The sequence below is a fragment of the Selenomonas sp. AE3005 genome, assembly GCF_000686945.1.
Classification (GTDB): Bacteria; Bacillota; Negativicutes; order Selenomonadales; family Selenomonadaceae; genus Selenomonas_A.
On record NZ_JMME01000008.1, the window covers coordinates 84,187 to 110,041 of the forward strand.

26 protein-coding genes are annotated in these 25,855 nt (G+C 47.1%); 23 read left to right on the forward strand and 3 right to left on the reverse strand.

Annotated elements, in window-relative coordinates; all coding sequences use genetic code 11:
* Positions 1 to 254 precede the first annotated feature (254 nt).
* Positions 255 to 677, reverse strand: a complete 423-nt coding sequence (locus DL94_RS16455; protein ID WP_369793717.1) for a hypothetical protein — start codon at positions 675 to 677, stop codon at positions 255 to 257.
* 71 nt (positions 678 to 748) lie between these two features.
* Positions 749 to 1,627, reverse strand: coding sequence for an IS4 family transposase (locus DL94_RS16460; RefSeq protein WP_231464598.1), 879 nt, complete (start codon positions 1,625 to 1,627; stop codon positions 749 to 751).
* Positions 1,628 to 1,943: 316 nt separating this feature from the next.
* Between DL94_RS16460 and DL94_RS15850 the strand changes: the two genes are divergently transcribed.
* The 15 genes from DL94_RS15850 (at position 1,944) to rnfB (ending at position 16,923) form a co-directional block, all read left to right on the forward strand.
* Positions 1,944 to 2,261 (forward strand): CatB-related O-acetyltransferase, encoded by a 318-nt coding sequence (locus DL94_RS15850; protein ID WP_051586369.1) that lies wholly within the window; start codon positions 1,944 to 1,946, stop codon positions 2,259 to 2,261.
* 78 nt (positions 2,262 to 2,339) lie between these two features.
* A complete protein-coding gene (locus tag DL94_RS15855; RefSeq protein WP_156031728.1) occupies positions 2,340 to 2,765 on the forward strand; it encodes a hypothetical protein in 426 nt (141 codons plus the stop codon).
* A gap of 29 nt (positions 2,766 to 2,794) precedes the next feature.
* Complete coding sequence (locus DL94_RS0107320) at positions 2,795 to 4,165, forward strand: radical SAM protein (RefSeq protein ID WP_028129599.1); 1,371 nt, start codon at positions 2,795 to 2,797, stop codon at positions 4,163 to 4,165.
* Between the two features lie 5 nt (positions 4,166 to 4,170).
* Positions 4,171 to 6,876 carry an adenylyltransferase/cytidyltransferase family protein gene (locus DL94_RS15300; protein WP_197020727.1) on the forward strand — a complete coding sequence of 902 codons (2,706 nt, stop codon included), beginning with the start codon at positions 4,171 to 4,173 and terminating at the stop codon, positions 6,874 to 6,876.
* Between the two features lie 139 nt (positions 6,877 to 7,015).
* Positions 7,016 to 7,654, forward strand: coding sequence for a tetratricopeptide repeat protein (locus tag DL94_RS0107335; protein WP_156031732.1), 639 nt, complete (start codon positions 7,016 to 7,018; stop codon positions 7,652 to 7,654).
* Between the two features lie 102 nt (positions 7,655 to 7,756).
* Positions 7,757 to 8,488 carry an IS4 family transposase gene (locus DL94_RS14505; protein WP_051586372.1) on the forward strand — a complete coding sequence of 244 codons (732 nt, stop codon included), beginning with the start codon at positions 7,757 to 7,759 and terminating at the stop codon, positions 8,486 to 8,488.
* 107 nt (positions 8,489 to 8,595) lie between these two features.
* Positions 8,596 to 10,155, forward strand: a complete 1,560-nt coding sequence (locus tag DL94_RS14510; RefSeq protein WP_051586373.1) for an O-linked N-acetylglucosamine transferase, SPINDLY family protein — start codon at positions 8,596 to 8,598, stop codon at positions 10,153 to 10,155.
* A gap of 164 nt (positions 10,156 to 10,319) precedes the next feature.
* Complete coding sequence (locus DL94_RS14515) at positions 10,320 to 11,333, forward strand: CatB-related O-acetyltransferase (RefSeq protein WP_051586374.1); 1,014 nt, start codon at positions 10,320 to 10,322, stop codon at positions 11,331 to 11,333.
* 125 nt (positions 11,334 to 11,458) lie between these two features.
* Positions 11,459 to 11,875, forward strand: a complete 417-nt coding sequence (locus DL94_RS0107355) for a SoxR reducing system RseC family protein (RefSeq protein ID WP_028129601.1) — start codon at positions 11,459 to 11,461, stop codon at positions 11,873 to 11,875.
* Between the two features lie 42 nt (positions 11,876 to 11,917).
* Positions 11,918 to 13,288 carry an electron transport complex subunit RsxC gene (rsxC, locus tag DL94_RS0107360; protein WP_028129602.1) on the forward strand — a complete coding sequence of 457 codons (1,371 nt, stop codon included), beginning with the start codon at positions 11,918 to 11,920 and terminating at the stop codon, positions 13,286 to 13,288.
* Positions 13,285 to 14,313, forward strand: a complete 1,029-nt coding sequence (locus DL94_RS0107365; RefSeq protein ID WP_156031736.1) for an RnfABCDGE type electron transport complex subunit D — start codon at positions 13,285 to 13,287, stop codon at positions 14,311 to 14,313. Before rsxC ends, DL94_RS0107365 begins: the two co-directional genes overlap by 4 nt.
* Entirely contained in the window at positions 14,306 to 14,863 is a 558-nt protein-coding gene (locus DL94_RS0107370; protein WP_028129604.1) for an RnfABCDGE type electron transport complex subunit G, read from the forward strand. Before DL94_RS0107365 ends, DL94_RS0107370 begins: the two co-directional genes overlap by 8 nt.
* Entirely contained in the window at positions 14,863 to 15,501 is a 639-nt protein-coding gene (rsxE, locus tag DL94_RS0107375; protein ID WP_028129605.1) for an electron transport complex subunit RsxE, read from the forward strand. Before DL94_RS0107370 ends, rsxE begins: the two co-directional genes overlap by 1 nt.
* A gap of 3 nt (positions 15,502 to 15,504) precedes the next feature.
* On the forward strand, positions 15,505 to 16,080 hold the full coding sequence (locus tag DL94_RS0107380) for an electron transport complex protein RnfA (protein WP_028129606.1): 576 nt from the start codon (positions 15,505 to 15,507) through the stop codon (positions 16,078 to 16,080).
* A gap of 9 nt (positions 16,081 to 16,089) precedes the next feature.
* Positions 16,090 to 16,923, forward strand: a complete 834-nt coding sequence (rnfB, locus tag DL94_RS0107385; RefSeq protein WP_231464601.1) for an RnfABCDGE type electron transport complex subunit B — start codon at positions 16,090 to 16,092, stop codon at positions 16,921 to 16,923.
* Positions 16,924 to 16,968: 45 nt separating this feature from the next.
* On the opposite strand, the gene DL94_RS15305 is transcribed toward rnfB, so the two are convergent.
* Positions 16,969 to 17,523 carry a cytochrome c3 family protein gene (locus DL94_RS15305; RefSeq protein ID WP_051586375.1) on the reverse strand — a complete coding sequence of 185 codons (555 nt, stop codon included), beginning with the start codon at positions 17,521 to 17,523 and terminating at the stop codon, positions 16,969 to 16,971.
* A 188-nt stretch (positions 17,524 to 17,711) separates the two neighbouring features.
* Between DL94_RS15305 and DL94_RS0107395 the strand changes: the two genes are divergently transcribed.
* From DL94_RS0107395 to holB, 8 genes are all read left to right on the forward strand, one after another.
* The gene (locus DL94_RS0107395; protein ID WP_037371522.1) at positions 17,712 to 19,421 is read left to right on the forward strand and encodes an FAD-dependent oxidoreductase; all 1,710 of its coding nucleotides are present in this window, start codon (positions 17,712 to 17,714) and stop codon (positions 19,419 to 19,421) included.
* 19 nt (positions 19,422 to 19,440) lie between these two features.
* Positions 19,441 to 20,658, forward strand: coding sequence for an S-layer homology domain-containing protein (locus DL94_RS14525; RefSeq protein ID WP_051586376.1), 1,218 nt, complete (start codon positions 19,441 to 19,443; stop codon positions 20,656 to 20,658).
* A 188-nt stretch (positions 20,659 to 20,846) separates the two neighbouring features.
* Positions 20,847 to 21,677 (forward strand): PucR family transcriptional regulator, encoded by an 831-nt coding sequence (locus tag DL94_RS15310; RefSeq protein ID WP_197020728.1) that lies wholly within the window; start codon positions 20,847 to 20,849, stop codon positions 21,675 to 21,677.
* On the forward strand, positions 21,646 to 23,130 hold the full coding sequence (locus DL94_RS0107410; RefSeq protein WP_081798785.1) for a sensor histidine kinase: 1,485 nt from the start codon (positions 21,646 to 21,648) through the stop codon (positions 23,128 to 23,130). Before DL94_RS15310 ends, DL94_RS0107410 begins: the two co-directional genes overlap by 32 nt.
* Before the next feature lie 14 nt (positions 23,131 to 23,144).
* Positions 23,145 to 23,849 carry a response regulator transcription factor gene (locus tag DL94_RS0107415; protein WP_028129611.1) on the forward strand — a complete coding sequence of 235 codons (705 nt, stop codon included), beginning with the start codon at positions 23,145 to 23,147 and terminating at the stop codon, positions 23,847 to 23,849.
* Positions 23,850 to 23,939: 90 nt separating this feature from the next.
* Positions 23,940 to 24,272 carry a hypothetical protein gene (locus DL94_RS0107420; protein WP_037371524.1) on the forward strand — a complete coding sequence of 111 codons (333 nt, stop codon included), beginning with the start codon at positions 23,940 to 23,942 and terminating at the stop codon, positions 24,270 to 24,272.
* A 130-nt stretch (positions 24,273 to 24,402) separates the two neighbouring features.
* Positions 24,403 to 24,855, forward strand: a complete 453-nt coding sequence (locus tag DL94_RS0107425; protein WP_028129613.1) for a YaaR family protein — start codon at positions 24,403 to 24,405, stop codon at positions 24,853 to 24,855.
* Positions 24,855 to 25,853 carry a DNA polymerase III subunit delta' gene (holB, locus tag DL94_RS0107430; RefSeq protein ID WP_051586377.1) on the forward strand — a complete coding sequence of 333 codons (999 nt, stop codon included), beginning with the start codon at positions 24,855 to 24,857 and terminating at the stop codon, positions 25,851 to 25,853. Before DL94_RS0107425 ends, holB begins: the two co-directional genes overlap by 1 nt.
* Positions 25,854 to 25,855: the final 2 nt, after the last annotated feature.

The following is a 25,855-nucleotide window of genomic DNA, read 5'->3' on the forward strand; positions in this document are numbered from 1 at the left end:
GAAATAAGGACGTAAAATTAACGGATTTATGCGGATGAATTATTTTAAGAGGGCTATTCACATTGACATGGTTATATTAATTAAGAGGAGTATAAAATGCTTGTGTCAATAAGTTTACCTGGTTTTCAGCTGCAAGTAAGAAAAATTTCACTTGCAAATTGTAATCAGAATGTATAAATGACTCAAACTTCGCACATCTGAAACAAGCCCTATATTAGGCGTAACATAGGGGCTGAAGTGCTAAAACAGCAACTTCATGCACACCGTTTCAGGCAGCTTTGCCATAAATCGGGCAGATTTTCCAAGAAGGAATCCAGCATGGCAATTAGTTCCTTTTCAAGGAAAAGCCATTTTTCTGTTATCATGGATACAAGCTTTTTCAAAACCATAATCAATGCATCCATGTACTGTAAATCCTGCAATTCATCGCACGAAATATAGAACAACTCGCCAATACTCCGTTTATCGACTTTTCTGCGTTGTTCCAGAGATAACAGCATATATCTGGCCAAGACAATGGAAACATGAGCGGTCATTGCATCATAGGACATGGTTCTGCTCTTTTTGCCAAGCTTCAGATACGATTTGCACATTTTGAAGAAGACTTCTATATTCCAGCGTTTGCCATAGGTTTGGATGATTTCTTCTTCAGACAGATTGACATCTGTAGAAACCAAAATCAGATAATCCTGTCGTTTGTTCCTGTTTCTTACAAAGACCAGTTTTACCGGAATGGATTGTTTTCCTTTTACGACTTCCGCCTCCACGGAAAGAAGATATGGGGAACGGCCGCGGCGCTTCTTTGCTGCTCGGAAAATTGCAGGCGCGCATTGCATCCGTCCGCTGTAGCGAAAATGAATTTTTCACTATTCTTGACCATGCCAATGACATCGTAGCCAATATCCTTGACTTGCAGCAATGAAGATGGCGAACAGAACCATGTGTCAAAAAGAACATACTTTGCCGGAATCTCAGCGGCTTTTGCATCTTTCAGCAAGGTCAGCATCACGCTGGTAGCCTTGGTCTGCGCCAGCTTGCGCAGCTTGCCGCCATTGTTTCTGGCATCAATAGATGCGGATGCTTCCTGTAGCCGGTTTTCACGCTCGGTAGAGGATAGCAGGCACTGACTCAATGGCAGGAAGGAATTTCCATCGCTCCAGCCAAGAGTCAGCATGCGGAACCCTTTGGTGTACTTATGCTCTACATGGTCAAAAACTTTAGCCAGCAGTTCTACTTTTTTCGAGCGTGCCTGGCTAAAAAGAGAATCATCGATGATAAGTACATTGCGGAGTTTCTCATGGGTAAGCGGTTCGATTTTCCCAATAACAGAGGAAGCGAGCTGAAGTGTAAATTTGCGCCAATTGATGCTGCTGGAATTCATAAAGCGATAAAAGGTGTCCTTAGCAAAAGGGAGGCAGTTTGAATACTCCCTCTGCTTCTGGAAGAACGATTTATTGCTGAAAGCATTTTCAAAGGCTACTTGGAATACATCTTTGACCGAAAAGCCGCGTACTTTGTACGCATTGCAGGCTTTGAGAATCCGCCCCGCATGGAATTCTTCAAGAAAATGAGAAATTTTCGAGGAAAGTAGTTCACGAGACTGATGATTTTGTGCTACAATATTCATGGCATAAGCCCTCCGTTTATGTTGTGATAGTTTAGTCACTTTCATTATACAAAATGGAGATGGCTTATGCTATTTTATTTTGGAAAATTTGATTTAATAATTATTGGACAGTTTTACAACTGCGAAGTTTGAGTTACAGACTTTTATCCCGTTGAAAAATATGCGTATCTTTCAACGGGAAATATTGCTTTAACATTGGGAAGAGCATCGTATCTTGTATCATCCACTTTTGAGGCAGGTAGTCTTCAAGTGCATGTGTTGGTGGGGAAATATTCTTCGTTAGCACATAGACTGGTATTTTTAATAGGATTGAATCATGATTATAGAGAGAGTATCCACCTATCCGTTTGCGGAATTAGACGAATCTTATCAGCAAAAATATTTGGCAGATGTTATTCCTAGCAGCATCAATCATAATCAAATAGTTATCGGCAATGATGTATGGATAGGCAGTGATGATACGATATTAGGCGGAGTTCGTATAGGGAATGGTACGGTGATTGGTTCACATGCAGTGGTTGCTAAAGATATTCCGCCATATGCAATTGTGGTGGGAAATCCAGCCAAGGTGATAAAGTATCGTTTTTCTGCAGATATTATACATAAGTTACAATGTATTCGCTGGTGGAATTAGCCGGATGAAAAGATACGTAATATTCAAGCCGAAATGAAGGACGTTGTTAAGTCCTGTGATAAGTATTACAGTCCTGAAATGGAAGCAAGGATTGAAAATCAAACGGGATCTCAATTAGCAGAACTGCGTTGTGATGGCTATAAAATTTCTTATTTCCGGCTTGATTTTTCTCAGACCAAGCCTTCTTGGCAAAAAGTTGTTAAATCATTCCTGGAGTATGGTGATAAAAAACAACTTTTATTGTTAGGGTTTGTTGGCACGCATAATAATGATTCAAGACAGGCAGAATTATTAGAGTTAGTGAACAGATATGGCGATGATGCACCGGCAGTTGTTTGTTGTGATATAGAAAATAAAGACATCAAGTGTATATTACAAAATATAGATTGTTATATTTCAGGCTGTCAAGTAGAGGACTCAGAAGCGATAGATTTGCTATCGGAAACAGATGTACGTATTGTATATGCTGGCGATGTGAATATTGGGGAAAGCAAGATTATATAATAATGTAGGTGTGGAAAGGGAGAAACGGAATGGATATTTATTTTTCATCACAAAAGTATGGAATGGTATCGCATGATATAACAAATCATTGTAATGCTCGTTGTAAATTTTGTTTTAATGATTGGAATAAAATCCATCCCCACATTATGAATCAAGAAGTATTCATGAAAGCTCGTAGTATTATTCCTTTTTGTAATCAAGAACTATTTTTGTTTTCTTGTTTGTTTGAACCCACGTTGCATCCAGATTTTATGAAGCTTTTGTATATGATACCCTATAAGTTTCGGGATAAAGTTTTTTTTACCACTAATTTAGTAAAAAAAATGTCTGATACAGAGCTGCTTGAGCTATGTAATGCACCTGTAAAGTATTTTAATATTTCTTTAGAAACATATGATAGGGAAAAATATGCTATTCTCAGTGGAACAAAACAAAGTGCTTTTTTTGATAATCTCTCGAGATTAGGCATGATTGCTAAGGCGCTAAGGAAAAATAATAAAATACGAATTATTACAATGATATTGCAAAGTAATAAGGATGAAATAATTTCCCTTATTAAACGTGTGCACAAGGATTTATCACCTGTTATGCATGAATTACGTACACCGTATATATCTTCGCCGATTGAAAACGTACTGGAGAGAGAAATGTTATCTCGCGAAGAGCTAGTAGAGTTATACAAAAAAATAAACGCGTTAGGCTACAAAGAAGTTGTCCTTGATCTGGGCCGAGATAAAGAAATTTTTGAACAACATATAAAAGACAAAACTGAATATGCATATGTAGGTAATACAGAAACGGAAAATCCTGCTTATAGGGTGCGGATAGAACCAAATGGGTTAGAAAAAATTGATGTAAATAGCAGAAGAAAAGATACAAAATCTTTTACTTATCGCGTAAGGATTAATTCTGATGGAACAGGATATTTTAATGATACTGATGAATGTTTTAATCTGAACAATATTGAAGATGCAACTTTATTTTGGTCAGAGAAATTACGTGAACTACAAAAAAAAGAGGCTATACAATATATTATCAATGGTGAAAGTCCTTACGATGTAGTATTGCATGCTGAGAGTATGTTACCTTGCGAACTTACCCAAATGATTATTTATGATGAAGAATTCTTTACATTTTATGGAAGTTATCAATATAGTGCTGGTATGTGGAATAAAAGAGAGTGCGTGCTTTTATTAGTTCAGGATGGGAATGAAGGTGTGTTGTTGCATACTAAGCAAGTACAAAAAAATGCAGATGAGATATTATGGGTGTCTAAAGTAGATAAAAGCGTACTGGATAATAGGTTCGGATTTGACGTGTATATAGGATATAGTGAAAATAATTATTTACATATGAGAAAAGCTACAGAAGTACAAAGTTTGAAACAGTATCTAAGGTGATGACTATGCAACATATGTATAATAAATCTACACCCTTGGAAATAAAGATAAAAAATAGACCAATAGCTATCATGTCACAAAATGAATGCGATATTATAGCGTGTATTTCTGCATTTGAACGAGGCTGTAACAATGTCTATCTCGTTAATGAAAATGGAACCTATTCTGGGTATGCGATATCTAGAAAGTCTTTTCATAAATTATGGGAGCCAAAGGGAAATGCTGTGGTAAATGTGCCTGGCACAGAAATGCAAGAATATGAAGAATTACCCTATAATGACAAAATTAGCTCACAACTAATAGCCTATTGTAGTGCTAATGAAGGATTGACGGAGTTCCCTTTGGTTACTTGTGAAGGGGTTATTCGTAGTTTGGTATGTCTTGGTTCAAAAGATAATAAGGTAGATAATAATACTTGTATGCCTTGGGAAGTTTGGACAAATTGGCACGTTCCATTAACTTTTTTACTGAATTACCAAAAAATATATATTTCTTCGTTAGACGATGTTAATGTGAGAAGCTTTCATCGATATTATAGTACATGTTTATCGCTAGAGCTACTCTCGGCAGATAATATAAATGACGCATTATATGGATATGATAATCTCTTAATATATAGTGTTGATGTTTATCCGGAATCCAGCAATAAAATAAATATAAAATCATTATTTAATAGTATTAATTCTCAAGCAAGTAAGATTATATATAATGAATTGTATATTGAACATTCTAATATAGCATTCTTGGGAAAAACGTATGTTAATGATTTGGCACGAATAATATATTTGTTAGATCAAGGTCATCAAGTTATTAATGTTATATCTGACACAGAAGTTTTTTGTGGGATTATTACTGCGGATGATGTGCGAAATGTATTTCCATGTACGAATATAGCTATACAAAACAATTATATTCCATTTTTAGTCAGTGAAGATAAGATAAAAGCTAAGTGGTTTGAATTATTTAGACAGGTTGGTTCAGAAATTCCTGTTGTAGTTAATGAAAAGGTATGGGGACTATGTATACGTGGTAATCACTTTGCTGGTAGATGTCTGAAATATGAAAAAGAAATACAGCCGCTCTACTGGAATTTGATAAGTGATGAGATTATATTATCTTTTTTTTCTAATTATAATAATGTATTATTGTCGTCAACTGCAAGCGATTTAAAAAGTTTGGGCGATAGATTAACAGAGTGTGGAATATCTGTATGTTTTTTTGAAAATACGTTAATTAATGATTTTTTGAATGGATGCTTTGACTTATTGATTTATGGTAGCGATGTCTGGAATCCAAAGGTAATACCCTCCTTTGATGTTAGAAAAGTATATGCTAATATGCTGGCTGAAGAAATAAAAAGTTATTTGAGAAAAAATCGAGTAGCGTTTTATTATATTGACATCGAAAAAACACCTGTATCACTTGATGGCAGAATAGAGATTGTACCTGTACCAACACAACCAGCAATTGTTGTTGGAGGTGAGCGGGTCGTTTATACAGTATATACTGACAGTATTGCTAGTGATGGCTTTCATACCGTGGGGGGGAGACGTGTCACTGTAGGAAATAGCGCAGCAAATAAAAAAACGATTCATTTGTTCGGACCATGCACTGTGGTGGGAAGCTTTACAGCTAAGGATGAAGATACGATTGCAAGTTTTTTACAAAGTTATATTAATGACGCTAATATACAATATAATGTAGTAAATAATGGTAATCCTGGTGAGAGTAGTATCTCAGCGCTTAATCGTATAATGGATACGTTGATAATGACTGGTGATATTGTGGTGTTGTTTGGGCAAGATTTGTATAAAGATATACCAGTGTTTTCAGCTATTCAGAATAGTTCATTCAAAGACATATTTGATTCAGATAAGTACTGTCGCGGAAAAGTTTTTTTTGATTTAGCTCCACACTTAACACCGTTGGGAAATAAACTGTTAGCAGATTATTTGTTTTATTTTTTATATGATGATATGCAGAAATCAATAGATTCGGTTATTGTAAAAACATTGGCTGAAGGTTTGAGAACAAATATATCATGTGATGATGCCTTAAAGAAATATTTGGCTTCATTAAAGGTAAACAAAGTGATGTCTAATAAAATTGGTGCGATAGTAATGAATTGCAATCCTTTTACCCGTGGACATCTGTTTTTGATTAGGGAAGCGTTAAAGCAAGTTGATTTTTTGTATATATTTGTTGTTGAAGAGGATAGCTCCGCATTTAGTTTCCAAGATCGGTTTGAGATGGTAAAGCTTAATTGCAATTGTTTTTCTAATGTGGTGGTACTTCCTTCTGGCCAATATATGATATCACGTATTACATTTAGTGCATATTTCAATAAGGAAGACTTACAAAATTCAACTATTGTTCCAGCTGCTGATGTTAGGTTATTCGGAAAATATATTGCTCCATATTTAGGCATAAGTAAGCGTTTTGTTGGAGAGGAGCCTTTGGATAAAATAACTCGTCAATATAATATGGCAATGAAAGAAATTTTACCTGAATATGGAATAGAGCTTGTTGAAATACCACGAATTGAGGATGATACGCATCAGCCAATAAATGCAACCCTGGTACGAAAATCTATTTTGGCAGGACGGCTTGAGCAGTGCCACTCGTACATTACGGAAGCAACGTATAAATATATAGAGAAAAACTATGATAGATTATATCAGAGATTAGCAAGCTTTATACGAAATGGATGATAAATATTTGAGAATCTATTGAATTAAACTGGATGGAAATATAGATGGAAAGACAGCGTATTGTAAAAACATATCAAAAGGCGTTTTTACTTTTGAAGCAGAAAAGATATACTGAGGCTGGAAGGGTAATTGAACAATTTTGGCAGTTGAATGGTACGAAGTCTTTGTGGGGATGCTTTTGATGGCCTATATTTTGCGCGACCAACAAAAGTATGTGTCAGAAGTCAAAGTGCTTGAGGAATTGTTTGAGCATTTTAGGGATTCGGGTGAAGTAAAACTTTTAGCTGATGCTTGGAGTATGATGGGGGATGCGCTGCGTTGTCTAGGTGAAGGTAAGCTGTCGGTAGAGGCTTTTAAGAAGGCTGTGGAAGTTGAGCCTGCTCTGGAGCAGAAACTAGTGGAATGCAGCAATGCGATATTTTCGGCAAATGCGATTGCTGGCGTTACAGCTGATTATATGCAATCGCTTTATGTATTATACCGTGAGCTTTTGGGAAATTTGTCTGTGAGGCCTTATTCGCCCACTGTATGGAAGCATAAAAAAATTCGTGTGGGTTATATTTCAGCAGATTTACGTGACCATGCAGTAGCACAGTTTGTCAGGCCGATGCTTTGTCAGTATGATAAGGAAAAATTTGCAGTGTATGTTTACTCCGTGACGCGCCATCCTGATAAAGTGACGGAGGCACTGCAGCAAGGTGGTGCACTATGGTGGGATGTTTCTGCTGATCGCTGGCCACAGATTGCTGAACAGATACGATTCGATGAAATGCTCTGAGGCTGATACGTCACCTTATTTTACGGAAAATCTTTTGCGGTTACCTCATAGCCATTTATGCTATCAGCCATTTGCGGATTTCCCTGAAGTTGGGCAACCGCCATGCTTGCAATGCTGTCCGCGCGGATCATCAATGCGCATATTCGCCCTCTTACATCTGAGAATCGCGATGACTGCTTTGTTATTGACGATTCGCTGTATGAGCGCGCAGGCGTAAAACGTACTGAATTGGCCTCCTGGGTCTTCGACCATGTTTCCATGCGATGCAAAAAGGGCTTCCGCCTGTTGACACTTGGCTGGACGGATGGCTGTACCTTTTTGCCCATCAACCATTCTCTGCTGGCATCCAGCGATGCAGAAAAAGTTCTTGGCCCCTGCAACAAGATAGACAAGCGGACTATTGCTGGAAAACGCAGATTTTTGGCTCGTCAAGAGGGGACTACGGTTATGGTAGAACTCTTGAAAACCGCTCTGGCAGCTGGTCACAAGGCGAAGTATGTCCTCTTTGACAGCTGGTTTTCCAATCCTCAGCAGATTCTGGATATCAAATCCTTAGGTCTGGACACCATTGCCATGGTAAAGCGCAGCATCAAGATACGCTATTTCTACAATGGCGAATCTCTGGATATCAAGAAGATTTTTGCCGCCTACAAGAAGCGGCGCGGCCGTTCCCACTATCTCCTGTCTGTAAACGTAAAGGTAGGACAGGACAAAAATGGAAAAAATGGACTGGATGCTAAAATTGTCTGTGTTCGCAACCGGAACAACCGCAAGGACTGGATTGCCATAATTTGCACAACTTCAGAACTCTGCGTCTTGACTGCGAGTCAATAAAGCATATTTTTAGATGGTAACTTGTGTGTAATGTTGCAAAAGCTGTAGAAAAAACTGTAGAGTGGTCTAAGGCTTGATGTAATGGAAAGGATGTGACTGATGGTGTGATGATGGAAGATTTTTTGCAGGTATATGAAATTGCCTTGAAGTTATACAAAGATAATAAGTTGGATGAGGCTTGGCAGTGCATAACTTTCTGGGAGAAAAAAACAGGTGCGTATGCTTTATTATCTATGCTGCTTAAGGCATATATATTGAGGCAAAAGAAGTGTTATGTATCGGAAGTTGAAATGCTGGGGGAATTGCTTAAGCTATATGGCAATGATGCTGATAAATCACGTATAGCTGATGCCTATAGTCTTTTGGGGTCATCTTTGCGTATGCTGGGGGAAAGCCGGTTATCCATGGAGGCTTTTTTGAAGTCAGCAGAAACAGAGCCAAGGGTTGAACGAAAATTACCTGAGGTAAGCAATGCCTTATTTACAGCCAATGCCATAGAAGATATTTCTGCTACTGAATTGCAGGCTATGTATGGCATGTATCGAACTCTGTTAGAATTTGCAGGTGTGAAGGCATATCTCGCACCTGACTGGCAGCATGATAAAATTCGTGTTGGCTATATATCTGCCGACTGGCGTAATCATGCAGTAGGGCAATTTGTACGTCCATTATTATTCAATTATGATACTGAGCAATTTGAGGTATTTGTATATCAGCTAAATAAGTCTTGCGATGCTGTAACGAACGACTTGCATAAAAGTTCCGTTAAGTGGCGTGAGATAGCTGATTTTAGTTTTGAAGATATTGCAGCACAGATACGGGCTGATGAGATTGATATTTTGGTAGACTTAGGTGGTCATACGGCAGGAAATGCCTTGCCGGTCTTGGCATATAGGCCAGCGAGAAAACAGATTTCTGGTATCGGTTATTTTAACAGTACAGGAATAGACGAATGTGATGGTTTCTTATCGGATGTATATTGTGCATCTGCGACAACGTCGCCGTACTTTACGGAAAAGCTGTTACGCTTGCCACATACGCATTTTTGTTATCAGCCATATAAAGTTTTTCCAGACGTGAAACCTCCTCCATGTATGAAAAATGGATATATTACCTTCGGCTCATTCAATAATTTTGCCAAGGTGAATGATGGTATGTTAGCATTGTGGCGTGAAATATTGGCTCATGTACCCCACTCCAGATTGGTGCTAAAACATATGCTGCTGGGAACAGAGGAAGGCCTAAACTATACGAAAAAGCGTATGTCAGATTTAGGAATGGATTTATCCAGAATAGAGTTTAGGGATTATTCTGAGGATTATTTGCAGCAGTATAATGATATAGATATTGCGCTGGATACATCACCTTATCCAGGTGGGCTGACTACTTGTGAGGCTTTGTATATGGGAATCCCGGTAGTGACGTTAAAGGGGAATCGTCATGGTGCGAATTTTGGGTATAGCTTTCTTGCCAATATTGGGCTTGAAGAATTGGCTGCTGATACAAAAGAAGGCTATGTGAATTTGGCAGTTGGGTTAAGTTGTGACGTGCAACTATTGCAGGAATTGCGGAAAAGACTGCGCGGCATGATGGAAGAATCACCTCTTATGGATAGTGCGGGGTATATGAAAGATTTAGAGGAGCTTTATCAGGAAATATTGAGATGAGTCTTATATCAGGCGACTGCGGTCGCCTTTTTTGTACAAACATTATGGAACAATAGCAGGATTTTACCAAATAAGAGCGAATAATAATATTGTATGCCTGTGAAGGTGATGAAGTGCGTGTTTATCGTATGCCGGCTAAGGATTTAAATTAGGGGAGTTTATGTATGATAAAAAATATAGATTTTGGAGATTTTCAGCCTAAAACGCGTAAGCTGCAATTAGATGCGAAGTTTGATTTTACTAGCGTTACATTAGGTGCAGGATCCTATATTGCTGGTGCAGAAATGGCTCTTTGTGATGATAAAGAGGCCCATTTGTTAGTAGGAAAATATTCTTCTCTGGCACATGATTTACATTTTTATATTGGCATAAATCACGATTATAGACGCGTATCTACATACCCCTTTGATTCCAGATATTTGGATAAATGGTGGGATTCATCTAAACAAATAGCACATATAGAGGGAAGGTATAACCGCAAGCAAGTGATAATTGGCAATGATGTATGGATTGGGGCAGACGTTACTGTTATGGGGGGAGTGCGAATTGGAAATGGTGCTGTGGTGGCTGCTGGTGCATTGGTATCTAAAGATGTACCGCCATATGCAATCGTTGGAGGCAATCCGGCCAGAGTTATAAAATATCGTTTTAGTCAGGATGTTATAGAACAGTTACAACAAATAAAGTGGTGGAATTGGCCACAAGATAGAATTAAGGCAGCATTACCGTTGTTTTCAGATATTGATAAGTTTCTGCAGCAGTACGGAATAATAAAGCAGAATAACGAACAATGTTCATTGTATAATGAAATTGTTAAGTTACACTCAAATTATAAAATTTATCACTTTTTACCGGATTTTCATAGTGATGAAGGTGTTTGGCAGGATTTTATTCCTAGATTTATAAAAAATTTTACAATAAGGGATAAAGTCATATTATTGCTATGGGTAGATGATTCAAAGGCCGCTGAGCAATGTTTGTCTTTGGTGCAAATGATGCTGGAACAGCAAGGTGATGAGGCACCAATTATCAATACATATCAGGGAGATATAAATGTTATGGCATCTATTATAAATGATGTAGATGTGATTGTAACAACCAAGGAAGAAGAGTCTATAGATATAATTGACAGTGTAACTTCAGGGGATGTAAAGGTTATGTATGCTTATGATTTATAGAGGAGTGTTTATGAGGCGGCGGAGGCCGCCGTTTTCTTTTATGAGAGGAAACATTATACAAATAAAACAGGATTTTACCAAATAAGAGCGAATAATAATATTGTGTGCCTGTGGAGGTGATGTGTATGAAACAGGAACAAGGTATAGTTTTGTCCGTGGAGGGCGGGCTGGCCAAGGTGCGTGTAGGGCGGCATGAGGAGTGCGGTTCCTGCGGGGCTTGTGGCGGTGCGCAGCAGGTTGTAGTTGAGGCGGTGAATGACGTCGGGGCGCAGCCGGGGCAGCGTGTGCTTTTTGAGTTCCGGGAGGCAAATGTCCTCACGGGGGCGTTTGTGGTCTTTATTCTGCCGCTGCTTATGGGCGGCGTCGGGGCGGTTATCGGTCATTTTTTGGCGCCGGTGTTGGACGCGAGTGGCAGTCTGCCGTATGTGCTGGGGGCATTGGTGTTCTTTTTACTGGCACTGGTGCTGGTGAAAATGTTTGATAAACGGGCCGCACATAAACAGGAGGCCAAGCCTGTTATTGTCGAGATAATCGACGGTTAGTCTTGCTATATTTATATTTTAGGATAGCTACGAGGTGGTTTTATGTTCAAGAGTTTTCTGGGGGGCATACACCCTCAGGACGGGAAGAAACTGGCCATGGACAAGCCGATTGAAACCATGCCGGTGCCCCAGGAACTGGTGGTGCCGATGGGGCAGCATATCGGAGCGCCGTGCAATCCCACGGTAAAGGTGGGGGATATGGTAAAGCGCGGCCAGCTTATTGGCACGAGTCCGGCTTTTATGCATGCGGATATTCATAGCCCCGTATCTGGTAAGGTCGTTAAAATCGAGCCACGGCCGCATTCGGGCATGGGCAGCTGTATGGCGGTGGTCATTGAAAATGACGGTCTGGACGAGTGGGCTGATGGGCTGCCGCTGACGCGCAACTGGCAGGCTATGGAGAATGAGGAGATTCTGACAGCCATTCAGAGTGCCGGCATTGTGGGCATGGGCGGTGCGACTTTTCCCGCGCATGTGAAGTTAAAGCCGAGCAAGCCCGTGGATATACTGATTTTAAACGGTGCGGAGTGTGAGCCGTATCTGACTGCTGACTACCGGCTGATGCTGGAGGAAGGCGCGAAAATCATCACGGGCACGCAGATTCTGCAAAAAATTCTGGGCGTCAAGCGTACGGTAATTGGCATTGAGGACAATAAGCCTGAGGCCATCAAGGCGATGACGCAGGCGGCGCAGGGAACGAATATTGAAGTGGCAGCGCTGAAAACGAAGTATCCGCAGGGCGCGGAAAAAATGCTGATTAAGGTTATCTCCGGCCGGGAGGTGCCGATGGGCGGTCTGCCGATGGACGTGGGCGCGGTGGTACAGAATGTGGGCACGGTGGCGGCGATTGCCGACGCTGTGGAGCACGGCCTGCCGCTGACGGAGCGTATTACGACGGTGACGGGGGACGCGATTGCAGAGCCTAAGAACCTGCGTATCCGCATTGGTACGCCATATCAGGTGGCTATTGACTATTGCGGCGGTTTTAAGGAGCCGGCGGATAAACTGATTGCCGGCGGCCCGATGATGGGCATGGCGCAGACGACGGCGCAGGTGCCGGTGATGAAAGGCTCGTCGGGAATTTTGGCGCTGACGCGAAAAATGACGGAGCATGGCCCGGAGATGAACTGCATTCGCTGCGGCCGTTGTGTCAAGGCCTGTCCTATGGGACTCGTGCCGTCAATGCTTTCGATTTTGTCGGAGCGGCAGGATTTTGCGGCCTGCCGTGATGATTACGGGCTGATGAATTGCGTGGAATGCGGCTGCTGCACCTTTGTGTGTCCGGCCAAGCGCAATATTGTACAGTATATCAAGAATGCCAAGGGCTTTGTCCGGGCGGAGATGGCCAGGGCCAAAGCGGCGGCAGCGAAAAAGGCACAGGAAAATGAAGAGCAGAAGGGGGCGGCAAAATGAGTGAAGAGGTAATGAAAAATTCTCAAGCGGCTGCACCGGAAGTGTTTACGATTTCTGTGTCACCGCATATCCGTGATGATGAAACCATCAGCCATATCATGTGGCAGGTCAACGCGGCACTCCTGCCGGCGGCTTTGTTTGCTGTCTGGTGGTTTGGTGTGCCGGCCCTTATAAATATGCTGGTGGGCGTGGTGTTTGCGGTGCTTGGGGAATATCTCTGGCAGAAGGGCATGCACCAGCCGGTTACGGCCTTTGACGGCAGTGCCTGCATTACGGGGCTGCTGTTGGCGATGTCGATGTCGCCGCTGCTGCCGCCTTATATGGTGGCGGTGGGTTCGTTCATCGCCATTATTGTGGCCAAGCAGTCCATGGGCGGCCTGGGATTTAATATCTTCAATCCGGCGCATATCGGCCGCGCGGCGCTGATGGTGTCCTGGCCGGTAGCCATGACCACCTGGACGAAAATGCAGGATATGAGCGGCGGCGTGGACGCCATGACGTCAGCTACTCCCTTGAACATTTTGAAAATGCAGGGCTATGACGCACTGGTGGCCACGTTTGGCAGTCAGTCGGAATTATATTGGAATATGTTGATTGGTACGCGCAACGGCTCGCTGGGCGAGACCAGTACTATTTTACTGCTGCTCGGCGGTTTGTATCTGATTTACAAAGGCTATGTGAACTGGTTTGTTCCGGCAGCCATGATTGGCACGGTGGCCGTGCTGACCTGGATTTTTGGGCCGGCCGGGCTGTTCACCGGTGACCCGTTATTCCATGTGATGGCCGGCGGCCTGATGCTGGGGGCGTTTTTCATGGCTACGGATATGGTGACCATTCCGATGACGGTGAAGGGGCAGCTTATCTTTGCCGTGGGCGCCGGGGCACTTACGGTGCTGATTCGTCTGGTGGGCGGCTATCCCGAGGGTGTATGCTATTCCCTGCTGCTCATGAATGCCGTAACGCCGCTGATTGACCGGTTCTGCAAACCGCGGATTTTTGGGGCAGGGGGTGCTGACAATGGCTAATGAACATTCCACGTTTAAGATTGCCTTTAATCTGGCGGCGGCCTGCTTTATTTCCGGCATTGTTATCGGCTCGGTTTATTTTGTGACGGCACCGGTGGCGGCGCAAAAAGCGGAGGAAATGAAACAGGAGTCCATGAAGTCGCTCGTGCCGGAGGCGGAGCGTTTTACGGAAGTGGCCGGGCATGAGGGCTGGTTTGCCGCGGTGAAAAACGGCAAAACCACGGCTTATATCGTGCCGGCGGAAAGCAAGGGCTACGGCGGTAAAATCAAAATGCTCGTGGCTGTTTCTGCTGATGACAAGGTGATTGACTACTCGATTCTCGAACATAATGAAACCCCGGGACTCGGGGATAATGCGCAAAAGCCGGCGTTCCGGCAGCAGTTTGCCGGGAAGGGGGCCAGCCTCCTTGAGGTGACGAAGGACCCGGGCAATAAGGACAATATTCAGGCTATGACCGGGGCGACGATTTCTTCCCGGGCTGTGACGAAAGGTGTCCGGGAGGCGGTGGAGGCCGTTGCGGCCTACCAGGCTGAGGGAGGTGCTAAGTGATGAAGGAACTTTGGCAGATTTTCAGTAAGGGACTGATTGCCGAAAATCCGATTTTCATTTTGGCGCTGTCCCTGTGTCCGGCTCTGGCGGTTACGACTACAGTGATTAACGGCCTGACGATGGGGCTGACGGTGACGTTTGTTATCACGACTAACAACGTAGTGGTGTCCATCGTGCGCAAGTGGGTTAACCCCAAGGTGCGTGTGCCGGTTTATATTACGTCCATCGCGACGATTGTTACCGTGGCCCAGCTGGTGCTGCAGGCTTATTTCCCCGTACTTTACAAGGCGATGGGCATTTACCTGGCGCTCGTGGTGGTGTTTGCCATCATTCTGGCCCGGGCCGAGGTTTTTGCCTCGAAAAATGGCGTGCTCAAGTCATTCCTCGACGGTTTTGGCATGGGCTGCGGTTTTACGCTGGCCATGCTGACGATTGCGGTGATTCGCGAACTCTTTGGGGCAGGTACTATTTTAGGTGTGCCGGTGTTTGGTGAGGGCTATGAGCCCATGCTGATGATGATTCTGCCGCCGGGAGCCTTTATTCTGATTGGGTACCTGGTGGCGGCCTGCAAGACGTGGAACGCCAGGCAGGAGGAAAAGGCCCGAATTGCTGAATTAAAAGCAGGAAAGGAGGCCTAAATCATGGGAGAGTATTTAACATTATTTATCGGCGCGGTAGTAGTCAATAACTTCGTGCTGACGAAATTTTTAGGCCTCTGTATCTTCTTCGGTATCTCCAAGAATTTGAGCGCCTCGGTGGGTATGGGCATGGCGGTGACTTCGGTCATGACCATGAGTTCCATTCTGGCCTGGATTGTGTATTTCTTCGTGCTGGAACCGTTGGGGCTGACGTTCCTTACAACCATCGTGTTCGTGGTGCTGACGGCCAGTTTTGTGCAGCTTTTGGAGCTCGTCATCAAGAAACAGGCGCCGGCCCTCTACAATATGTGGGGCATTTACCTGCTGCTTATCGCGACGAACTGTATCGTACTGGCGGTGCCACTGCTGAACGTGGAGAGCAATTACAGCCTCTTAAAGAGCATTGTCTTTGCCATCGGCTCCGGTCTGGGCTTTGCCCTGGCCATTATCCTGATGGCCTCCCTGCGGGAAAAGCTCGTTTATGCCAACGTGCCCAAACCGCTGCAGGGGATTGGCATTGCCTTTATTCTGGCAGGCATGCTGTCGCTGGCCTTTTTAGGCTTTGCCGGAATGCTGTAAGGAGGGCTGATGATGGAAAAAGCAATGATGATTATCGTCGTGCTGGTAGGTGTCGGCCTGTTCTTCGGCATTGTACTGGCGCTGGCGGATAAAAAGTTTTATATGGCGGTCAATCCGTTGATTAACGAAGTGGAAGAAATTCTGCCCAAGGGGCAGTGCGGAGCCTGTGGTTTTGCCGGGTGTGCCAAGTACGCCGAGGCCGTGGTGGAGGACCCCACGGTGGCACCGAATCTCTGTGTGCCGGGGAAAGCGGCGGTGGCGGCCAAGGTCGCAGAACTCACGGGGAAAAAGGCCGAAGTCACGGAACCAAAGTATGCGGCTTTAAAATGCCGGGGCACACAGACGGCAGCGATAATGGCGGCCAAATACGAGGGCGTGCCGGATTGTGCGGCCGCCAAACTCATACAGGGCGGCCCTAAGGGCTGCAAGTACGGCTGTATCGGTTTTGGCAACTGCGTCAAGGCCTGCCCGTTTGGGGCGATGAGCATGGGCGCGGACGGCCTGCCGGTGGTGGATGAGGATATCTGCACCGGCTGCGGCAAATGTGTCAGCACTTGTCCGCAGGCCATACTGACGCTGAAGGGCTTTAACGACCCCGTAGAGGTGCTCTGCAGCTCCCACGACAAAGGGCCGGCGGCTAAAAAACTCTGCCAGAATGCCTGCATTGGCTGCGGCCTCTGCCTGCGGAACTGCAGCCAGGGTGCGATTAAGATTGACAACTTCGTGGCCGTGGTTGACAGCAGCAAATGCCAAGACTGTCCGGAACCCACCTGCCTGGCCAAGTGCCCGACCGGGGCGATAAAGGCGTTAATCGGTACCGCTGCAACACAAAAAACAGCATAAATAATATGAAAAAACTCCCGGCGCAGCAGCGCTGGGAGTTTTTGTTTACAGGCTTTTGCCTGCTTTTTTTTCTCCTTTGCCAGCCCATTCCGGGGGGAGGTTTTGGAGAAATTCAAAATTATGGCATTTTTGGCAGGCGGCTTGGGACTTCTCATGACTGTAATGGCAGTCGGAGCAGACCAAATCACCTAAATGGGAATCATGGGGGTTGCCGTCTTTGTAGTTGGTCTTGGCGATGATTTCGTCAACCTTGTGGCATTTCACACACATTTTGTTGTCAAAGGCCCGTTTCAGCGGCGGGTCATCGAAGTCATCGGTGACATACCAGACGGTTTCCATCACCTTGTCCTCGATACCGTTGTCATGGCAGTCAATGCAGGCGACGCCGGCTTTTTCATGGGAATGTGCCAGCAAATCGTCCTTGTGATAGCCGTCAACGTAGGGCTGCATCACATGGCAGGGTGAGCAGGCTACTTCGGGAATCTTTTCTACCTGGTGCATGACCAGCATGCCAATGGCACCCAGAACGAAAAGCCCCACCACGGCCAGCAGCGGTTTTTGCCGGACAAAAGCCAGACTCCGCGAGAGAATATCCTTCATATAAGAGCGCTCCTTTCTGCATAAATTTGATATCTCTTTCTATTATAGAAAGATGACCGGTCTTTGACTTTAAGGGAATAAACGAAAAAGAGCCGCTGCCTTTTGTAGGTTTATACAAGCGGAGAGCGCAGCTTTCGGTTTACAATTATAGCAAGTGAAATTTTGTAATTTGTGAATGGGGGATAAAAATGGCTAACAAAGAAAATGACGGCATGTCCCGTCGTAATTTCCTGAAAACCGGCGTGTTTGCCATGGCCGGGGTGATGACGGCCGGGGTTATGTCCGGGTGTGGCAAAGGCCGTACCGCCAATGTGCGCAAGGATAAGGAAGGCGGTCTGGGGGCCGGGGAAGAACCGGCGTTTATGAAGGCACCGGAACCCATTGCTGACAGCGCCATCAAGGAAACGAAGGAAACTGATGTCGTGGTTGTCGGCGCCGGCATGAGCGGTCTGTGTGCGGCTGTATCCGCAGCTGAATCCGGGGCCAAGGTTATGGTTATCGAAAAAGGCCCGACGATTAACTTCCGCAGCTATGACTATGGTGCGGTAAACTCCAAGCTGCAGCTGTCTGTGGGCAACCAGCTTAATCCGCTGGACGTTACGCGGGAAATCATGCGCTGGGGCGGCTATAAGGCTGACCAGAAAGTCGTCAAGCTGTTCTCGGAAAAGAGCGGCATGGTCAATGACTGGATTGTGGAACATGCCGAAAAGCTGGGCTGCAAGGTGAAATCCGTCTGGACGAAGGACGACCAGATGTCGCCGAACGCGACTATTCCCAACATTCCGACGCTGTCCTTTGTGCTCGAACCGCCTGAGGGGGCAGCCGAGGCTACGCCGAAAGGCATGATTGGCGGCAGCGCTGTTATCGCCATGGCTTATACGTTAAAGACTTCGGCCGAAAAGCTGGGCTGCGAAATTTTCTACGAAACGCCGGGCGTGCAGCTGATTCGTCCGAATAATGAGGGGCGGGTACAGGGCGTAATCGCCAAGGATAAGGACGGCAAGTATATCAAGTTCCTGGCGAAGAAAGGTGTTATCCTCTGCTCCGGTGACTACGGCCACGATGAGGAAATGCTGCGCTATTATATTCCGGCAGCGACGAAGGTGCAGAAGATCATGTACCCGAACTCCTTCAACACTGGCGACGGCCAGAAGATGGGGCTCTGGGTTGGGGCCGGTATTGATGAAGGTCCGCATGCGCCCATGCTCTTTGATAATGCGCTGCTTGACCCGGAGGGCAATTCCGGCGGCCGTATGGACGCTATTCCCCGTCAGCCGTGGCTGGCCGTCAACAAGCGCGGCGAACGTTATGCCAACGAGGACCTGCCTTTTGCCTATATCTGTAATCAGGCCCGTCAGCAGGTGGGGCTTACCCATTGGACCATCTTTGATTCCAAATGGGAGGAAGAGGCACCGCGTTTCAAGCAGAGTGCCTGCAAAAAGCTCAAATACCATCATCGTAAAAACGAGTTTGAGCAGCTGGTGGAAAAAGGCGTAATCGTCAAGGCGGATACCCTCGAAGAACTGGCCCAGAAAGCCCATCTGCCCTATGAAACCTTAAAGGCTACGGTAGAACGTTATAATGAAATGGCCCGTAAAGGTGTAGATGATGACTTCGGCAAGGATAAGACATATCTGACCACTGTGGAGAAAGCACCGTTCTATGCCGGTCATATCGGTACGGCCCTGCTCGTTACCCTGGGCGGCCTGACCATCAACGACAAGCTGGAAGTGCTGGACAAGGAACGCAATGTCATTCCGGGACTTTACGCCGCCGGCAATGCCTCCGGCAGTTTCTTTGCCACGGATTATCCTATCGTCGTTACCGGCTGCAGTCATGGCCGTGCCTATACATTTGGTTATCTGGCCGGCAAGAGTGCGGCTGAGGCAAAAGCGTAAACAGGGGGAGAATTAGGGAATGAAAAAATTAGCAGCAGTTTTAGCAGCAACTTGTTTATGGGGGGCGGCTGCGGCAGCAAGTGCTGCCGCCAATCCCTTTGCCGATGTGCCTAAAGATTCCTGGGCTTATGACGCCGTAAGCCAGCTGGCGGCTGACGGCATTGTCGAGGGTTATGGTGATGGCTCCTTCCGTGGGGAAAGAGCCATTACTCGTTACGAAATGGCCCAGATTACGGCCAAGGCCATGGCCAAGAATCCCACCGGTGCCGACAAGGCACTGGTGGACAAGCTGGCCGCAGAGTTCGGCGCTGAGCTGAATAATCTAGGCGTGCGCGTAGCAGCTTTGGAACGCAATGCGGACAAGGTACGTTTTGACGGTTTCTTCCGTCTGCGTCAGGAGCATTTCGGCGATGACAACAATATCGACGATACTTCCAAGGCTTATCTGGAACTGTACTCCCATGCACAGGTCAATGACCATTGGACGGGGGAAACCAAGCATAAAATCACCCTGGATATGAAGAAGGACACGGGTGATGACGGCTATGTAAAGACCACGAATATTTACGCTTACGGCAAGTATGACAACTTTACGGCTAAAGTGGGTAAGTTTGATACCGTGGACGGTTACGCTTACACGCACGAAGACCCCATGCGCGGTGTGCAGGTGACTTTCGGCAAAAAGCTGAAAGCCAAGCTGTCGGCCGGCAGAATTGCCAATCCGAACAATAATTTTGACGCCGATGTCGTATCGGGGATATTCACGTATCCGCTGGGCAAGCGCACCAATCTGTATGCTGGTTATTATTATCTGAAAAGCGGCAAGCGAGGATTCAAGGCCATTGAGGAAGGCAATTACGGTCTGGCCAATATCGGTTTTGACACCCTGCTCGGCAAGAACTTCCGCTTTATTGCCCTCTACTCGCAGAGCAATGCCTCGGTGACGCAGAACATTCACCGCAACGGTTTCCTGCTCGAGCTCGATTATAAGCGCATGCAGGTGCAGAATCCCGGCAGTTTTATGCTGATGCTGCGCCATCTGCGCGTGACGGACGCCACGGCGATTTCCTCCCGTTATGAGGCTTATACGCATGGCAATATCTGCGGCACGGAAATCGGCGGCTGCTATGCGCCCATCAAAAATGTGGAGCTGGGGGCCAAGTATTTCTGGGGCAAAGATGAGGCCACCAACGCGACGAAGTCCTTTGTCCGTACGGAACTCAAATACTTCTTCTAAGCTTATTCCATATATAGTTATCATACACAGTCAAAAACCAGGCTCTCTGTGGAGGGCCTGGTTTTTGTTCATAAAAAGTTCATAAATTCTTCCCAACCTGTTTATTGAATCACGCAAGATAACTGATAGAATAAATATAACAGTGGTCGATGATAAAATATATTTATGGAAAGGGCGTAGGGACATATATGAAAACGCAGGCGTGGGAAAATTTTCTGAATCGGATGTTGCTGCAGGATGAACATGACAGGGTTGCCGGCATGCCCCGGGGGCAGGAAAATTACTGTGTGGTGCTGTGTCAGCTGTTGGGGCAGGGGAGTGTGCCGCAGCTGGAAAAGTTTCTGCGCCAGCGCCGGGAGGCGCATTTGTTTATCAGCCAGCCAGTGGCTTACCGTCAGGGCTGTATGCTGGTGGCTATGGGGCATGACCGGCAGGTGGAGGAACTGCTGCGTGAATGGCAGGCTGATTTTGCCGATATCGGCGGCGGTGACCTGGCCGTGGCGATTGGCGGCGCTTACAGCCTCTGCGATATTTATAAAAGCCTGCGGGAGGCCCGCATGGCAGGTTTTTTTCAGCAGGTGACAGGAAAACAGGCTTTTGTGCAGAACTTTAACCGCATGGGGCTTTTTACCAGCCTGTTCCGGCAGAGCAGCGCCGAACTGGCCGGCTTTTGCCGTCAGACCATCGGGCCGCTGATGGAGTATGACAAGAATTTCAACACGCAGCTCGTGGATACCTTGCGCGCCCTTCTGGACGAGGACTTCAACTGGACGCGGACGGCAGCGCGGCTGTATGTACATGTGAACACCCTGCGTTATCGCTACGAGAAGATACGGCAGATTCTGGACATGGACGAGAGTCTGGCCATGCGGGCTGATTTATTTGCAGCCCTGCGTGCCTTTGAAGTGCTGACGGAGCTGAAAACCCGGGATAACGTGGTAAAAATGCCTGTGGGGAAAAAAGGCAAAGTGGAGGAAAAGTATTTCCATGCAGATAAGAAGGCGGCTGTTTCTTTCTAATTTCATGATGTTTGCGTTGCCCTTTGTCATCATTCTGTTGATGGCAGGGGCTTTATATTTATCTTATCAGGAGGCCAAGCTCGGCGCTTTGGGAAATCTGGCCCATGACAAGCAGGTTGTTCACCAGGTGCAGGCGGATATCCGGCAGACGGTGGAGCAGCTGCCCGTAGGGGATTCCGCGGCCTGGTATCAGAATTTTGCGGAGCTGGCCGGACGTATGGCCAGGGATAATTACCATCTGGCCGTGGTGGAAGGCAAGGGCGTGACCATCTACAATAATCTGACGGAGCTTGAGGAAATGCAGATTGCGGAAGAACTGCGGCCGGCGGCCTTTGTCGATGATTCGGCGGTGTTTATCTTCCGCGACAGCAATATTGTCAAATACATGTTTCAGCGCGAGGGGCGCGAGTATCATGTCGTGGGCATACTGAGCTTTGATATTCAGACGGGGCGCGGTCTGTTGGGCGGCTTGTACCGCAGTTATCTGGGCGGCCTGCTGCTGGCCGGGCTCGTGGTGTTTCTGCTGATAAATATGTGGCTGGCGCACCGGCTGTCGCAAACGATTCTGCAGCCCATCGCGGCCCTGCAAAAAGCAGCCCGGGCGGTGGAGCAGCGCAATTACGACTACCGTATCAAGCCTGTGGGCGATGAGGAATTTGCGTCCTTGTGTCAGAATATCAATGATATGACGGCCAAGCTGGGGAAACTGGAACAGGCCCGGCAGGAAAGCGAGCAGGAACGGCGCACGCTGATTGCGGGGCTTTCCCATGATATCCGCACGCCGCTGACGGTAATCCGCGGTTATGTGGAAGGATTGCAGGACGGGGTGGCCAAGGACCAGGCCATGGCCGCACGTTATCTGGGTAAAATCGCTGAGGGCACGGCGCAGATAAGCCGGCTGCTGGAACGGCTGTTCCTTTATTCCAAGCTCAATATGGAGGCCTATCCCTTTAATTTCCGGCAGGTGGAATTTGGCGGCTGGCTGCGGCAGAAAGAGGGGGAACTGCGCCAGCTTTTGCCGGCCGGCGAGCTGGTCCTGGCTTTACAGTCGGAGCTTAGGGAAAATGGTGGCGTATGGGTACAGATAGACAGTACGGAAATTCAGCGCGTCCTGACAAATCTTATCGAAAATGCGGTGAAGTATCACCCTGAGCCGGCACAGCTGAAAATACGCATAGAGGCTGAATGCCAGCAGGGTGAGCTGCATTTGCGGCTGGCCGACAATGGCCCCGGGGTGCAGGCGGAGAATCTGCCGCGGTTGTTCCAGGAGTTTTACCGTACGGATATGGCCCGTTCGGAAACCAAGCAGGGCAGCGGTCTGGGGCTGGCTATCTGCAAGCGCATTATTGAGGCTCACGGCGGCCGGATTTGGGCAGAGGACGGCAGGTCAGCAGGCAGTACGGGGCTGGTGGTTTGTATCGTACTGCCGGTGGTGAATAAGACAGGTGACTAAAACAGGTGACGGACATGGAAAAGATTTTGCTGGTGGAAGATGACCGGGATATTGCCGAGCTGGAACGGGACTATCTGGAACTGAACGGCTTTGCCGTGGATATGGAAGGCCGGGGAAATGCGGGGCTGAAAAAGGCTCTGACCGGAGATTATGACCTGCTGATTCTGGACGTAATGCTGCCGGAGGTAGACGGCCTGTCCATCTGCCGGCAGGTGCGGGAGCAAAAGGAAATTCCCATTTTGCTGGTGACGGCCCGGAAGGACGATATCGATATTATCAGAGGGCTGGGCATGGGGGCCGATGATTACATTGTCAAGCCGTTTTCGCCCGGGGAACTGGTGGCCCGCGTCAGGGCACATTTAGCAAGATACCGGCGGCTGGCCGGCTGCCACAATGAGCTGGCGGAGAATGAGGCCCTGCGGCATGGTGATTTGCGGCTGCTGCCGCAGGCACGGCGCGTGTTTGTCGGTAGTGAGGAAGTCCACCTGCCCAACCGGGAATTTGACCTGCTGGAATTTTTGCTGCGCAATCCGGACAGGGTGCTGTCCAAGGAGGAAATCTTTGAATCCCTCTGGGGGCAGGAGGCTGTCGGGGATATTTCCACGGTGACGGTGCATATAAAACGGCTGCGCGAGAAAATCGAAACGGGCGGCATGTCACATATTGAAACAGTGTGGGGGTCAGGTTACCGCCTCTGCAAGCTCGCTGCTGATTTTTAATCAAAGTTTAACCTGTCTTTAATGAGATTCTTGTAAACGGCTTGTATATTTAGGCTGTAGATAGAAATCGCATGGAGAAGGGGAATTTCAATGATGGTAAACCGCAAAAAAGTTTTGGCCATGGCACTGGCCGGCGTAATCAGTTTTGGTTTCACAGGGGCAGCTTTTACAGCGGCTGCTGAGGCTGCTGAGCATGAGGCGGCTTATGAAGATGGCACGCACAACAAGTACAGCCACCGCCTGCAGGAAGAAGACCGCAATCACCGCCAGAATGTGCTGTCGCTGCGCTATAAGAAAAGATATGGCCAGATTTCCGACGAGGAATATGACAAGCAGATGAAGAAGGAACAGGAACGTCATGACCAGGCTGTGAAGGATATCAAAGCCGATTATGAAAAACACAAATTCCGTCATAACAACTAATCATACAATACACAGGAAAGCCGTCTCGTCAGAGGCGGTTTTTGTGTTGCATAAAGCCGTCCGAAACGGTATAATTTAGAGTAAGAAAGTATGGGAAAATGGGCGTGGATTTTGCAAAGCAGGTGAGGATATGCCGTTAAAAGTTGATAGCCGTAGCACGCAGGAGGCCGCTTTTACGCGCCTGGTGGGCAGGGATGAACGTGTCACAGAAAGTGATACGGATTTTAGCACGGAACTGTTGGAACAGGAGGACAGCCTGTCGACAGAACAGCTGGATAAACTCTTAAAGCAAATTGACGAACAGGGAGCCAGATTGTCCAAAACTCCCACCTATGATGAATTGAAATCCTACCGCACTTTGATTAAGAATTTTGTGGGTGAAGCAGTCAACCGCATGTATGAGCTGCACAGCCAGGCCGGCTGGGACCGTATGGGCCGGCAGAAGGTCTACACGACGGTGCGCAGGATTGACAAAAAGCTGGAGGAAATGGCAGAAAAAATCCGGCTGGGGCAGTCTGACCAGCTGGATATCATCGCCAGCCATGACGCCATTCGGGGCATGCTGGTGGATTTATACATGTGATGGAAAAGTTAAACTGGGATATAATCGCCGGTCACGAAGCGCAGCAGGCAGAACTTAGGGCCATGCTCCGGGAGAGACGCCTGCCCCATGCGCTTCTTTTTGTGGGCGAAAAGGGCATAGGCAAAAAACTCTGCGGCCGGGTACTGGCGGCAGCCATACTCTGCGGCCAGGAATCACCCTGCGGTCACTGCGAAAACTGCCGAGGCGTGAACTTAGGCTCGCACCCGGATTATTTTGAGCTGGTGCCGGAGGCCAAGGGCAAAGCTGCTCCTATTATTCACATTGAGGAAATGCGCAGCATGCAGGTTATGGTATCACGGTCAGCAGTACAGGCCGGGCGGCGGGTGGTGCTGATTGATGACGCCGAGACCATGAATGAGGCGGCGGCCAACAGCCTGCTGAAGACGCTGGAGGAACCGGCCGGGGACGTTACCTTTATCCTGATAGCCCGGGCCAGAAGTGCCTTGCTCGATACCATCGTTTCGCGGTGTATACCGCTGAGTTTTGGCATGCTGCCGGCGGAAACGGTCGCAGCGGTGCTGCAAAAGCAGGGAATCGCGCCGGATATGGCCGGGAAACTGGCCTCCCTGGCGGACGGCAGTATCGGCCGGGCGTTGAAACTGCATGCTGATGGCGGTCTGGAACTTAGAGATAAGGCGCTGGCCTTTTTGCTCAGCCTGCCGGAGCTGCAGCTTACACAGTTGTGGCAGGAGGCGGCGGCCATGGGCGAATGGGACAGGCAGCGGGTGACAGAATGGGCGGCTTACTTTAATATGCTGCTGCGTGATTTGCTCGTTCTCTACAGTGCCGGTGACAGCCAGCTGCTCTATCATCGCGACCTGCGCGGCCGGCTGGCAGAGTTTTTGCCGGCCTTTACCCAGCGGCAGCTGTTTGCCATGGCGGCGGAGACACGGGAGTTTACACGGCGCCTGCAGAGCAATGTGAACCTGCGCCTGCAGCTGGAAGGCTTTTTTATTCGTTTGCTTGATTGCCGTTAAGG

Excerpts from the sequence above, each read along its gene's own strand:
- DL94_RS15310 (WP_197020728.1), top strand. The coding sequence starts at position 20,847 with ATGAAAACGCAGGCGTGGGAAAATTTTCTGAATCGGATGTTGCTGCAG.
- DL94_RS14515 (WP_051586374.1), top strand. The coding sequence starts at position 10,320 with ATGATAAAAAATATAGATTTTGGAGATTTTCAGCCTAAAACGCGTAAG.
- DL94_RS0107415 (WP_028129611.1), top strand. The coding sequence starts at position 23,145 with ATGGAAAAGATTTTGCTGGTGGAAGATGACCGGGATATTGCCGAGCTG.
- DL94_RS14505 (WP_051586372.1), top strand. The coding sequence starts at position 7,757 with ATGCTTGCAATGCTGTCCGCGCGGATCATCAATGCGCATATTCGCCCT.
- DL94_RS0107410 (WP_081798785.1), top strand. The coding sequence starts at position 21,646 with ATGCAGATAAGAAGGCGGCTGTTTCTTTCTAATTTCATGATGTTTGCG.
- DL94_RS16460 (WP_231464598.1), bottom strand. The coding sequence starts at position 1,627 with ATGAATATTGTAGCACAAAATCATCAGTCTCGTGAACTACTTTCCTCG.
- DL94_RS15850 (WP_051586369.1), top strand. The coding sequence starts at position 1,944 with ATGATTATAGAGAGAGTATCCACCTATCCGTTTGCGGAATTAGACGAA.
- DL94_RS14510 (WP_051586373.1), top strand. The coding sequence starts at position 8,596 with ATGATGGAAGATTTTTTGCAGGTATATGAAATTGCCTTGAAGTTATAC.
- DL94_RS0107355 (WP_028129601.1), top strand. The coding sequence starts at position 11,459 with ATGAAACAGGAACAAGGTATAGTTTTGTCCGTGGAGGGCGGGCTGGCC.
- DL94_RS0107395 (WP_037371522.1), top strand. The coding sequence starts at position 17,712 with ATGGCTAACAAAGAAAATGACGGCATGTCCCGTCGTAATTTCCTGAAA.
- DL94_RS0107425 (WP_028129613.1), top strand. The coding sequence starts at position 24,403 with ATGCCGTTAAAAGTTGATAGCCGTAGCACGCAGGAGGCCGCTTTTACG.
- DL94_RS0107365 (WP_156031736.1), top strand. The coding sequence starts at position 13,285 with ATGAGTGAAGAGGTAATGAAAAATTCTCAAGCGGCTGCACCGGAAGTG.
- rsxE (WP_028129605.1), top strand. The coding sequence starts at position 14,863 with ATGAAGGAACTTTGGCAGATTTTCAGTAAGGGACTGATTGCCGAAAAT.
- DL94_RS0107380 (WP_028129606.1), top strand. The coding sequence starts at position 15,505 with ATGGGAGAGTATTTAACATTATTTATCGGCGCGGTAGTAGTCAATAAC.
- DL94_RS15305 (WP_051586375.1), bottom strand. The coding sequence starts at position 17,523 with ATGAAGGATATTCTCTCGCGGAGTCTGGCTTTTGTCCGGCAAAAACCG.
- holB (WP_051586377.1), top strand. The coding sequence starts at position 24,855 with ATGGAAAAGTTAAACTGGGATATAATCGCCGGTCACGAAGCGCAGCAG.
- DL94_RS0107320 (WP_028129599.1), top strand. The coding sequence starts at position 2,795 with ATGGATATTTATTTTTCATCACAAAAGTATGGAATGGTATCGCATGAT.
- rsxC (WP_028129602.1), top strand. The coding sequence starts at position 11,918 with ATGTTCAAGAGTTTTCTGGGGGGCATACACCCTCAGGACGGGAAGAAA.
- DL94_RS15300 (WP_197020727.1), top strand. The coding sequence starts at position 4,171 with ATGCAACATATGTATAATAAATCTACACCCTTGGAAATAAAGATAAAA.
- DL94_RS14525 (WP_051586376.1), top strand. The coding sequence starts at position 19,441 with ATGAAAAAATTAGCAGCAGTTTTAGCAGCAACTTGTTTATGGGGGGCG.
- DL94_RS15855 (WP_156031728.1), top strand. The coding sequence starts at position 2,340 with ATGGAAGCAAGGATTGAAAATCAAACGGGATCTCAATTAGCAGAACTG.
- DL94_RS0107420 (WP_037371524.1), top strand. The coding sequence starts at position 23,940 with ATGATGGTAAACCGCAAAAAAGTTTTGGCCATGGCACTGGCCGGCGTA.
- rnfB (WP_231464601.1), top strand. The coding sequence starts at position 16,090 with ATGATGGAAAAAGCAATGATGATTATCGTCGTGCTGGTAGGTGTCGGC.
- DL94_RS0107370 (WP_028129604.1), top strand. The coding sequence starts at position 14,306 with ATGGCTAATGAACATTCCACGTTTAAGATTGCCTTTAATCTGGCGGCG.